The following is an 11,884-nucleotide window of genomic DNA, read 5'->3' as shown; positions in this document are numbered from 1 at the left end:
TAAGTTGAATAAAAAAGCATCTTAATCTATAAAGGTTACGCGGGCGAAATACCGTTTGTTGCAGCGGGTTATATGCCCTCTATAATTTAATAGTCATTTAATTCAGATCGCTGCGATTTATGGGGAGGAGACCGCTGATTTTTAGAGTTGATTTGGGGTGGCCATTGTTGTCGGTAGACAGGCGGCCCGGAATCGTCATCAGGTTATCGGGCCATACGCAGCAAGTAGTTGCGACTGTGTTGTATCTTTGATAATGAGTTTAATGAAACCTAGTAGAATAAACCTGTGGAAAGACGTAATGCGTTAAAAACAATGGCTGGGGCCGTGGGTGGGCTAATTAGCTTACCTGCCTGGGCGAATGGCTGGACGACCGAAACGGTCCTGACCACCCGCAAAATTCTCTCTGTTGGCCAAACTGAATTGCTGGCAGAGATGGTCGAAACGATTATTCCGGCTACCGATACGCCTGGCGCAAAAGCCCTGAACGTTCATCAGTTCGTACAGAAAATGGTGGCTGATTGTTACCCTAAAACAGCGCAGGAAAACCTGAACAAAGGACTTGATTCGTTAAATGATCTGGCTCAGAAATCATTTAGCAAGCCTTTTGCTGAAGGCGATACGGCTCAACGGACAGCGCTCTTGACGCAATTGGCTCAATCGCCGGATCAAAAGGAGTTTTACTCGCTGGTGAAGAACCTCACTATTCGGGGTTATATGACGTCGGAGTATGTGATGACCAATCTTACGCACTACGAATTTATTCCAGGTCGTTACCACGGTTGCGTGCCTGTATCTCAAAAAGCAGCTTCACAAGGAAAATAGGGGTAGGGTTTGAAGTATTCGGTTTACGGTAGATAACGCAAAAGCAACTTCGTACGTCATCCACCCTAAACCGAATACCTCAAACCGAATACTGTAAACTAACCACTCTAGAAAATGTCTTACTTTAATATAGATGCGCAAGCCTTAAACACGTACGATGCCATTGTCATTGGTTCTGGCATTAGTGGCGGCTGGGCCGCCAAAGAACTGACTGGCAAAGGCCTGCGGACCCTCGTTCTCGAACGGGGACGCGACGTACGGCATGTAACCGATTATCCTACGACCAACAAACAACCCTGGGAATTTGAGCATCGGAACCAGCTTAAGCAGGAAGTCCGGGAAGCCAACCCAATTATCAGCAAGTGCTATGCTTTTTACGAAGGTACCGAACAGTTTTTTGTGAAAGACGCTGAGCATCCTTACGTTCAGGAAAAGCCTTTCGACTGGATACGGGGCTATCAGGTAGGCGGCAAATCGCTGATGTGGGCACGACAAACACAGCGCTGGAGCGATTTCGATTTTGAAGGACCTGCCCGTGATGGATTCGCCGTCGACTGGCCGATCCGCTACGCCGACATTGCTCCCTGGTATAGCCATGTAGAACGATTTGCCGGAATAACCGGAAACAAAGATGGATTGGCCACTTTGCCGGATGGTGAGTTTCTGCCTCCTCACGAGTGGAATTGCGTAGAGAAGCATTTTCAACAAAAAGTAGCAGCCAAATACAAAGATCGGCATGTGATTATGGGGCGGGCCGCGCATTTAACACAACCGCAACCCATTCATTTTCAGCAGGGGCGGGCGCAGTGCCAGCACCGGACTATCTGCGAGCGTGGGTGCCCCTTCGGTGGTTATTTCAGCAGCAATTCCTCAACCATACCCTGGGCGGCTAAAACGGGTAAAATGACCTTGCGTCCCAACTCGGTTGTTCACTCGATCATCTACGATGAGGCCAAAGGCAGGGCAACGGGGGTGCGCGTTATTGATGCTAATACCAAACAGATGCAGGAGTTTTATGCTCGTATCATTTTTCTAAATGCGGCTGCATTAAACTCCAATCTGGTATTATTGAATTCAACGTCTCACCGGTTCCCGAACGGCCTGGGTAACGACAGTGGAGTTTTGGGTAAATATGTCGCTTTCCACAATTACCGGGCAGGTATTTCGGGTGAATACGATGGAGATCTTGATTCGACAACAGATGGCCGTAGGCCGAATAGCCCTTATATTCCCCGTTTCCGGAATGTGTTGAAACAGGAGACGAACTTCTTACGAGGGTATGCCTCTGGTTTTTCGGCCGGGCGGATTTCGCATTCTGATCAAAATGGAATTGGAGTTGATCTGAAAGAGAGTCTGTTAAATCCTAAACTGGGCGGTTGGTACGTCGGCTCACATATGATGGGCGAAACCATCCCGAAAGAATCGAACTATGTTGCGCTGGACTCATCGTTAAAAGATCCGTTCGGTATTCCTCAACTGAAAATCTCGATCGCTTATGATGATAACGACGATAAAATGGTGAAGGATTATCAGGAGCAATTAACGGAGATGTTTACAGAAGCAGGTTTCAAAAATATCCGAGTACGTGACAGTCATGCCGCACCTGGCCTCGATATTCACGAAATGGGCGGTGTGCGGATGGGTAAGGACCCCAAAACGTCGATGCTTAATAAGTGGAACCAACTTCATGCGGTGAAAAATGTATTCGTAACGGATGGAGCCAGCATGACCTCGACTTCCACGCAAAACCCATCATTAACCTATATGGCGCTTACGGCCCGCGCTGCCGACTATGCCGTGAAAGCCATGAAAAAGGGGCTTGTGTAAGTATCATTTTAATTTTTTGTATCTGGCGCGGGTATTTACCCGTGCCTTTTATTTTGTCTAGCATTCGCTAGCGCACGATGAACAGGTAGGTCAGCGAATGCTGACGAAATTATGGCCACGAGCAAATGCACGCGCCAGAAGTATTTCTACGGGTTAATTAACTTTTAAGGAAAACCATTGAAATCGTATACCTCTCGTTTACAAATCATGACTAAAACTTTTTTCGGGATTGCCTGCCTGATGGCGTCAGTGCTTTCGTGGGATAGCCTGGCTGAAAACCATACAGGTAAATATCCAAAATCCGTTACTCGTACGCATAAGAAATCCGATCCGTCATCTGACTTAAAACTTCCGGCAGGTTTTTCAGGCACGATCGTCGCGCAGGATCTGGGTGCGGCTCGTCATATTGCGATTACCAAAACCGGTGACATTTATGTTAAACTGGCTAAACTCAAGGACGGGAAAGGAATTTATCGGCTTCGGGATACCGACAAAGATGGTCTGATTGATGAAACGACAGGCTTCGGAGATTATCCCGGAACTGGAATTTTCATTAACAATGGGTACCTCTATGCCTCGTCTAATTCAAGCGTTTATCGCTACAAACTAAACGATAAGCAGGAGGTTGCTAACCCCGATCAGCCCGAAAAACTGGTGTCGGGCTTACGAGAAAAAGACCGGGATAAGTCGAAGTCGATTGCAGTTGATAATCAGAATAACCTGTATGTAAACATCGCTTCGGATAACGATGCTTGTCGGGAAGCTGGGACCGGGAAAGGGTTAATGCCCTGCCCGCTGCTGGATTCGGCAGCAGGTATCTGGAAATTTAAAGCAAACGTTGCCGATCAATCCTTTGCGAGCGGCACGCGCTATGCCACTGGTTTGAAAAACGTTGTGGGGCTGGATTGGAATACCAAAACCAACTCCCTGTTTGTTTTGATGCATGGGCGGGGAAAATTCGATGATTTCTACCCACAATACTATACACCACAAAATAGTGCTGAGTTACCCGCCGAAACGATGTATGAAGTTCATCAGGGCGATGATGCCGGCTGGCCTTATATTTATTACGATCCCGTTCAGAAAAAGAAAATGCTGGCTCCTGAATATGGTGGAGATGGCAAAAAAACGGGTGGTGCAAAAGCGATCAATCCAGTAGCCGCTTTCCCGGCTCATATGGCGCCTAATGGATTACTGTTCTATACCGGGACGGCCTTCCCCGAGCGTTACCGGAACGGCGCTTTTATTGCGTTTCACTCCCAATCGCAACCGATTCACAAAGGCTATTTAGTTGGTTTTGTGCCCTTTAAAAATGGAAAGCCAGCGGGCCCATGGGAAATCTTTGCCGATAATTTTGCTGGTGTCGACCTGGAGAAGCCACAAGGTCCCGTACAACATCGTCCTTGCGGTCTGGCGCAGGGACCCGATGGCTCGATCTATGTAACGGATGATTTGAACGGCACTTTATTTAAAATCAGTTATAAAGGATCGGCTAAAAGTCAGAAATCAATAACGGCTTCGAAAAAGAAGTAACAGTCTGCCTTTCTGTTAGTTAAAACCTATAAGGCATTAAACGTCTTATAGGTTTTAATTTTTGCAGCAGGCATGCATGTTTGGATTGGTACATCGGGTTGGAGTTACGATCACTGGCAGGGCGTCTTGTACCCGTATGGCACACCAGTTCACGATCGGCTGGGTTATTACGGGCAGCGTTTCCAGACGGTTGAGTTGAACAGTAGTTTTTATCGATGGCCGAAACAATCCACTTTTGCTAACTGGCGTCGAAAGTTGCCGGCCGGTTTCCAACTGACCGTAAAAGCACCCAGAGGGCTAACCCACGCTAAAAAGCTATATGCTCCCGAAGCTTGGCTAGAACGAATCAAAACGTGCTGGCACGAACTTCGGGAAAAGCGAGCTGTACTGTTGGTGCAACTTTCACCAAATCAGGCTTACGACTATGATCGCTTGGCCTACTTCCTGGATCAAGTGCCCGATTGGATACGAGTAGCGGTTGAATTTCGGCATGCCAGCTGGCATCGTGAGTCTATCTTCTACTTGCTTGAACAACATCAGGCTGCTTATTGCGTCATGAGCGGAGCCCATCTTCCCTGTATTCTGCGAGCGACAGCTCCATTTGTGTACGTGCGCCTTCATGGACCTTCTACAGAATATCTCTATGGTGGGTCTTATTCGGATACTGATTTACACTGGTGGGCCGACCGCATTCGGGAGTGGACTCTGATGGGAAAAGAGGTTTTTGTCTATTTCAATAACGACGGTGAGGGTAATGCTGTACGAAATGCTGAAACACTACGTTGGATAGTAGGCTAGATTCGTCTGCATTTATTGCGGTACTGTTGTGCCTGTTCACAACAGTAAACCAGACCAATCTATACCTTTATACCCCGTGCACAGGCACTTCGTCTGCTGCCCATTAACCGACCTATTGTTTTATGAATTACTCCGAAAAGATCACCCGCCAGCAGTTTCTTAAACTAGGCGCCTTAGCTACATCGGCGGCTTTATTACCTCAGCTAGATGCGTTTGCAGCTCCAACCAAAAAAGTTGGTTTGCAATTGTATACTCTGCGGGATTTGATGGCGAAAGACCCGGATGGAACATTGAAAAAAGTGGCCGAAATTGGCTACAAAGAAGTTGAGTTGTTTGGTTACTCAGATGGTAAATTCTTTGGCAAAACACCTAAAGCATTTGCAGCCCAACTGAAAAGCCTGGGTTTATCGGTTCCCAGCGGACACTATACAACGGGTAAAACAATGCCGAATGCGAAAGGTACCCTCACCAACGACTGGAAACGGGCCGTCGATGATGCCGCTGCTATCGGACAGAAATACATGGTTTGTGCTTACCTGTTCCCCGACGAACGGAAGAAACTGGATGATTACAAACAGTTTGCGGATCTATTCAACAAATCGGCGGAAGTCGTGAAAGCGGCTGGGATGCAATTCTGCTACCACAACCACGATTTTGAATTTAAAGCGATGGATGGCAAACTGCCATATGATGTCCTATTGAACGGCACCGACAAGAACCTGGTTAAACTCGAACTCGATTTGTACTGGGCTACATTTGCGAATCAGGACCCCGTTGCCTTGTTCAAAAAGCATCCTGGTCGGTTCCCGCTCTGGCATATCAAAGACATGGAAAAAACGGCCGAACGGGCATTCGCTCCGGTTGGTACGGGTTCTATTAATTTCCAGCGAATCTTCGACGCGAAGAAAACAGCGGGCATGACGCACTACTTCGTTGAGCAGGATGTCTGCAAACTGCCACCACTGGAGTCAATCGCGATCAGCTTTAAGAATGTGGAGAAATTGAAGGTGTAAATCTGGGTTGATTAACACGTTTACAGGCCAAACGAAACCCAGGAGTTTCGTTTGGCCTGTGTATTTTTGAGCTATGAATGTCAGATTCTTCTCGCGCTTTGTATTATCCTTGTTTCGTTGATTTGATTGATAGCCAATTCGTTGTGTGCGAAACTATACACTGCCAAATCGCGCATAGGCCTGCCGCTCCAGTTCTTCCCGATGATTGGGGTGGGCAATGTTGATGAGGGCGCGGGCACGTTGACGAAGATTCTTGCCGAACAGATTCGCAATGCCGTATTCCGTGACAATGTAATGCACATGTGCGCGGGTGGTCGTTACGCCAGCCCCTTCTTTCAAAAATGGAACTAGTTTACTCTCTCCCCGAGTGGTTGTTGAAGCCAGCGCGAAAATAGGCTTTCCACCTTCCGACAAACTGGCTCCCCGTACAAAATCCATCTGACCACCTACGCCTGAATATTGGTAGGTTCCAATCGTGTCAGCACAGACTTGCCCGGTCAGGTCGATTTCGATGGCCGAATTGATGGCCGTAACTTTCGGATTGCGTCGAATAATAGCTGTATCGTTGGTAAAACTGACCTGTTTCATAGCGACTCCAGGGTTATCATCAATAAAATCGTAAACCCGTTGACTGCCCATTACAAAGGCCGAAACAAGGCGATAGGGTAGCACTGTCTTATGTTCACCGGTGATCACTCCCCGTTCAACCAGATCGATCACCCCATCCGAAAACATTTCGGTATGGATGCCCAGCCCTTTGTGATGAACAAGCTCCGAGAGCGTAGCATTCGGAATACCGCCGATGCCAAGCTGAAGCGTGGCCCCATCCTCAACCAGACTAGCAACGTTTTGGCCGATCTTACGATCCAGATCACTGATCTGCCCAGGCAACACTTCGTAAACGGGCGCATCTACCTCAACGGCCGCGTGTAGCATCGAAACCGGAATCAGTCCGTCGCCATGCGTGCGAGGTACACGTGGATTCACCTGGGCAATCACATACTTAGCCGAATGAATGGCCGCTAACGAAATATCGACCGAAGGACCCAGCGAACAGAAACCGTGCGCGTCGGGGGGCGATACCTGAATAAGCGCTACGTCGATAGGCAGGATGTTTCGTTGGAACAAAAGCGGGACCTCACTCAGAAAAACCGGAACGTAATCGCCGATGCCCTGATTGAGTTGCTTTCGCATATTGGCACCGATAAAGAAGGAGTTAGGCCGAAAGGAAGGGCGGTACTGAACATCCAGATAGGGCAGCGGCCCTTCGGTATGCATATGACAAATCTCCACATCACGAAGCTCGTGAGCATGATCGACCATTGCCTTAATGAGCACATGAGGAGTTTGGGCAACACTATGTATAAAAACGCGATTGCCCGACTGAATGGCCGAAACGGCTTTTTCGGGACTAGTGAGCGGAAGATGAACAGGCATTTTTAGTCGATAAAAGCATAATTTTAAAGCCACAAAAGTAGGTTTTAACACTTCTGCATAAGGTGATTCATTTAGGCATTGTTAGCTGAGTTTAATCAGGGTTTTCTAGTAGAATTTTTGCTTAGAGCCGTACCACGATTTTAGTAAGAACCATGATTAACCGTGTCACGATATTGTGCTAATAATCAGTATCTAAGCCATCAATCAGAATCAACCGAGCGGGCGAACCCGAGAATCTCTAGAATCTGAATTGGACAAGTACCAGTGGTGCGTGCATCATCGACTAAAATCACCGGACAGTCACCAACTCCTCAGTTAATAATTGTTGGAACCAGCGTCCTGATGCCTTCACAATCCGTTGTTGCGTTCGGAAATCGACATATACTAGGCCAAAACGGGGGCGATAGCCTTCTGCCCATTCAAAATTGTCGAGGAATGTCCAGGCAAAATAACCCTCAACCGGGAGGCCTTCCTGTTTAGCCCGAAGTACTTGCTGTAGGTAATTCTGATGGTATTCGACCCGGGCTTTATCGTTCACTTGTCCTTTCTCTACCTGATCATAAAAAGCGGCTCCACTTTCAGTAATGTAGATTTTTTTGACGCCTTCGTACTGCCCGAATTGTTTTATGATTCGGTACATGCTTTCGGGGTAGACCTCCCAACCCATCTCCGTAATGGTTTGCACATTTCGCCGGAGGGGTGTTACATCTTTTGCCCACAGATACGGCATAAAGTACGACTGCTCCACCACTGCCCGGAAATAGTGCTGTAAACCAATAAAATCGAAGTCAAACGCGAGCCGTTCCATATCGCCGGGTTTAGCCACTTTTTTCGCAATACCAGCCAGAAAGGGCAGCTCCTTCGAAGGGTAACCAAGGCCGAGAGAAGGCTCGATAAAAAGCCGATTCATGAGCGCATCCACCCGAATGGCAGCGGCCTGATCGCCAGGGGTAAACGGATCGATGGGCGAGCAGGAAAAGGTTGTACCAACTAATGCATCAGGAACATTTTGCCGAACAATACGCCCACCTTCGGCCTGTGCCAGCGCAGTGTGGTGAATAACAGGCAATAGATTCCGAAAACTCCGCCGACCCGGTGCGTGCTGCCCCGTAAAATAGCCCAGTATCGAAAACGCCAGTGGTTCGTTCAGGATAATCCAATGCTTCACTTTGTGGCCATACGCTTTTGTACAGACATTGGCAAAATCGGCAAACCAATCCACAATTTTTCGGTTAGGCCAGCCGCCTTTTAGTTCAAGCGCCTGCGGTAAATCCCAGTGATAGAGTGTGATCCAGGGAGTAATGCCCAACTGAAGACACTGGTCGATCAGGCGGTCGTAGAAGGCAATTCCGGCTTCGTTGATACGTCCGCCATGCGCTGGCCCTACACCGTCGGGAAGGATTCGTGACCACGATAGCGAGAAACGGAAGGCATTGAACCCGAGTTCTTTATGCAGTAAAAGGTCCGATTCGTAGCGGTCGTAGAACTCGCAGGCTATATCGGCCGTCTCGCCCGTTTTGATTTTGCCTTTTTGTCGCCCGAATGTATCCCAGACGCAGGGCGTTCGTCCGTCGCGGTCAACCGCTCCCTCAATTTGATAGGCAGCAGTGGCAGTTCCCCAAACAAAGTCGGAACCGAAGGTATGGCGGTCAAAATTCAGTGGATCAGATGGGTTCATCAAGACGTTGGCACAGGTAAATCGTGCGCAAAAGTACCGCCTGGTAAGCAACGAAAAACCCCAACTCGATAATTTAACATACCGAATTGGGGGACACGCTACAGGTTAGGTGGGATTATCCTCGGCGGCCAAAAGGGCCAGGCTGATTCCGATTGTATCGATTAGGCTGCTGAGCCGCAAATAACCGATCGCGTTGGATTGGGGTTAACACGGCGAGCATATCCTGACGTTTGCGCAGTTGGAGTTGACGGAGACCGTCGGGCGTCATGCGCGAGGTTTGCATGATGTGGTCATAATTGTCTTCGATTCGATGCAGTTGTTTCTCCTGACGACGAGACAACCCAACAATGGCGTCGATTCTGTCAATTTTTACCTCGTCCTGATATTGGTCGTAGTCGTAACGAGAGTTGCCGTGTTGTGGAGGCCGGTTGTCAAAAGGTCTTGAATATACACCCTGAGCGAAGGTTACCGTGGTGGCTAAGCTGAAGAGGGTGAAGGCGGTTGCAATTATCGTTTTCATGATCAGTACGTGTTTAGTTGTGCGTTACTGATTCTTAGAAGCGAACCACGCTTCAGCGTTTAATTAAGCTATAGGCCCATCTGGCCGAATGCCCATTTTCGCCATTTGAAGCCGCCAAACTGCCTCCTGAATGCCGTATAAAATTTACCTATCTGTTGATTTTTTAGCCTGATATCTTGACGCGTGTAGTTGCCATAGTGCTCTTAACTTAACGCTGTTCTGCAACGGAATCGCTTTGCGCTGCGATATAGGGGGAAACGCTGGCAGTTCTAGCCAGTGGACGATACCAATAGTAAGGAGAATAAGGAACCCAAATTAGAACACCATGAACGAAAAGGAATGTCAACGTCAGCATCGTAGTATCGGTCGTTTTTTTACAAAGCATACTTTGGGCGTGCCGCTCTGTAGCCTATTGGTCGTTGCCTTGATGATGGCCTGCTCCAAAGCCAGTGATGACATTACGGCTGGAGGAACCACGGGCAGCTCAATTACCATTGACAGTGTGGCCACCAACTCAACCGCACCCGAAGGCAATACGGCCACAGCTGCCAACACCGATGATTTACTGGCAAATTCAACTTTTTCGTCTACGGTAACTATTGGGTTTGGCAGTACGGTCAGTATTTCGAATCCATTATCAGCAAAAGGCGTCACTATCACTGAATCCAACGGCGATGTCATTATTACCTCTTCAGCATCGGAAGTAGCCTATGAGGTATCGGGAACCACAACGAATGGGTCAGTGAAAATTTACAGTGATAAAAAGTTCAAACTCACCTTAAATGGCGCGAACATTACGAATAACGACGGGCCTGCCATCAACATTCAATCGAGCAAACGGGCGTTTGTTATCTTGGCCGATGGTACCACCAATACTCTGACCGATGGAACAACCTATACTGCCAGCGGTACCGAAGATATGAAAGGGACAATCTTCAGCGAAGGACAATTGGTGTTCACTGGGCTGGGTAGCCTTAGCGTAAAAAGCAATAATAAGCATGCGATTGCGAGTGACGATTATATTCGGGTGATCAGTGGCACCATTACTATAACGGGCACCGTATCCGATGGGATCCATACAAAAGACGCGTTTATAGCTGATGGGGGCACATTGAATATCACCTCGTCGAATGACGGGATTCAATGTGACGAAGGGTATATCGTTATTAACGCCGGTACATTTACCATAAACTCTGTTGATAAAGGTATATCGGCATCCTACGATGACGACACAACCATTGACCCATACATAACGATCAATGGCGGTACCATTACGGTGACATCTTCGGCGGGGGAGGGCATTGAAAGTAAAAGCACTATGACTATTAACAACGGTACCATTACGGTGAAGTCGAAAGACGATGGACTTAACGCAGGCACGTTTATTTACATCAACGGCGGAAATACGTACGCTTACAGTACCTCAAACGATGGCATCGATTCAAATGGGAAGATTACCGTTACAGGAGGAAAAACCGTTGCTGTTGGATCGACTTCGCCCGAAGAAGGTTTTGATTGTGATAAGAACACCTTTAAGGTTACCGGCGGCATTATGGTAGGTATTGGTGGATCTACAAGTGTACCCACCTCAACGGTGACTACGCAGCCATGCGTCATGCTGGGAGCCGGAACGGCCAATCAATTGATCAATATTCAATCGAGCGATGGAGTTGAAGCCTTAACCTTCCTGATCCCAAGAGCCTATACGACCATGCTATTCTCAAGTCCTAAGCTGAAATCAGCCACTAGCTATAAAGTATTTACGGGTGGAAGCGTGTCGGCAGCCAATACAAACGCGAACGGTATCTACACCAGTGGCGCGTATACATCAGGCACACAGTCGACATTGTTTACAATGAGCAGTGTTGTGATGCAGGTAGGTGGAAGTGTAGGACCGTAGTGTATCAGTATTCGGGTAGATCTAAAAAAACGGACCAAACTCGTCATTTGCCCTAATAGATTACTTAGCCATCGCATCAATAGAGCGTTTTTCTGAGACGTAGTTAGAAGAGGTGTAAAGCAGGAATCTCGCTGGCTGTCGGACGCAAGCTGACCTTTATTAGCAGTTGTGTCCACCCTACGACCATGAGGGTTGATGGTGAGCGAACCAACTCACTGAACACGAACCACTTCCACCTTTACACCCTTTGCTGGTTGGGCTGCAAAGCTTACCACGGGAAGAGCATCCTGTCGCCAGAGAGTTACCCCTATTACTTTTTATTGCCAAGTTGCTGTTGAATACTAAGAACAAAATCA

Annotated in this window: 9 protein-coding genes; 6 read left to right on the top strand and 3 right to left on the bottom strand. The window is 47.9% G+C overall.

Annotated elements, in window-relative coordinates:
- Positions 1–312 precede the first annotated feature (312 nt).
- The 5 genes from ACYVGR_RS23275 to ACYVGR_RS23255 all read left to right on the top strand — a co-directional run bounded on the left by ACYVGR_RS23275 (position 313) and on the right by ACYVGR_RS23255 (position 5,993).
- Positions 313–822 (top strand): gluconate 2-dehydrogenase subunit 3 family protein, encoded by a 510-nt coding sequence (locus ACYVGR_RS23275; RefSeq protein WP_460961266.1) that lies wholly within the window; start codon positions 313–315, stop codon positions 820–822.
- Positions 823–936: 114 nt separating this feature from the next.
- Positions 937–2,649, top strand: a complete 1,713-nt coding sequence (locus ACYVGR_RS23270; RefSeq protein WP_460961221.1) for a GMC oxidoreductase — start codon at positions 937–939, stop codon at positions 2,647–2,649.
- 207 nt (positions 2,650–2,856) lie between these two features.
- Positions 2,857–4,182 carry a PQQ-dependent sugar dehydrogenase gene (locus ACYVGR_RS23265; RefSeq protein ID WP_460961219.1) on the top strand — a complete coding sequence of 442 codons (1,326 nt, stop codon included), beginning with the start codon at positions 2,857–2,859 and terminating at the stop codon, positions 4,180–4,182.
- 72 nt (positions 4,183–4,254) lie between these two features.
- On the top strand, positions 4,255–4,980 hold the full coding sequence (locus tag ACYVGR_RS23260) for a DUF72 domain-containing protein (RefSeq protein WP_460961217.1): 726 nt from the start codon (positions 4,255–4,257) through the stop codon (positions 4,978–4,980).
- A gap of 122 nt (positions 4,981–5,102) precedes the next feature.
- Positions 5,103–5,993: a sugar phosphate isomerase/epimerase family protein gene (locus ACYVGR_RS23255; RefSeq protein ID WP_460961215.1), complete on the top strand. Its 891-nt coding sequence runs from the start codon at positions 5,103–5,105 to the stop codon at positions 5,991–5,993.
- 153 nt (positions 5,994–6,146) lie between these two features.
- Here ACYVGR_RS23255 and ACYVGR_RS23250 read toward each other — a convergent pair whose 3' ends face one another.
- The 3 genes from ACYVGR_RS23250 to ACYVGR_RS23240 form a co-directional block, all read right to left on the bottom strand.
- Positions 6,147–7,430, bottom strand: a complete 1,284-nt coding sequence (locus ACYVGR_RS23250) for an acetyl-CoA hydrolase/transferase family protein (RefSeq protein WP_460961213.1) — start codon at positions 7,428–7,430, stop codon at positions 6,147–6,149.
- 289 nt (positions 7,431–7,719) lie between these two features.
- Positions 7,720–9,108, bottom strand: coding sequence for a GH1 family beta-glucosidase (locus tag ACYVGR_RS23245; protein WP_460961211.1), 1,389 nt, complete (start codon positions 9,106–9,108; stop codon positions 7,720–7,722).
- 115 nt (positions 9,109–9,223) lie between these two features.
- Positions 9,224–9,628: a hypothetical protein gene (locus ACYVGR_RS23240; RefSeq protein WP_460961209.1), complete on the bottom strand. Its 405-nt coding sequence runs from the start codon at positions 9,626–9,628 to the stop codon at positions 9,224–9,226.
- Positions 9,629–9,953: 325 nt separating this feature from the next.
- On the opposite strand from ACYVGR_RS23240, the gene ACYVGR_RS23235 reads away from it, so the two are divergent.
- Positions 9,954–11,528 (top strand): carbohydrate-binding domain-containing protein, encoded by a 1,575-nt coding sequence (locus tag ACYVGR_RS23235; RefSeq protein ID WP_460961207.1) that lies wholly within the window; start codon positions 9,954–9,956, stop codon positions 11,526–11,528.
- Positions 11,529–11,884: the final 356 nt, after the last annotated feature.

Source organism: Spirosoma litoris, assembly GCF_054776755.1.
This window is presented reverse-complemented; position numbering and strand designations above follow the sequence as displayed.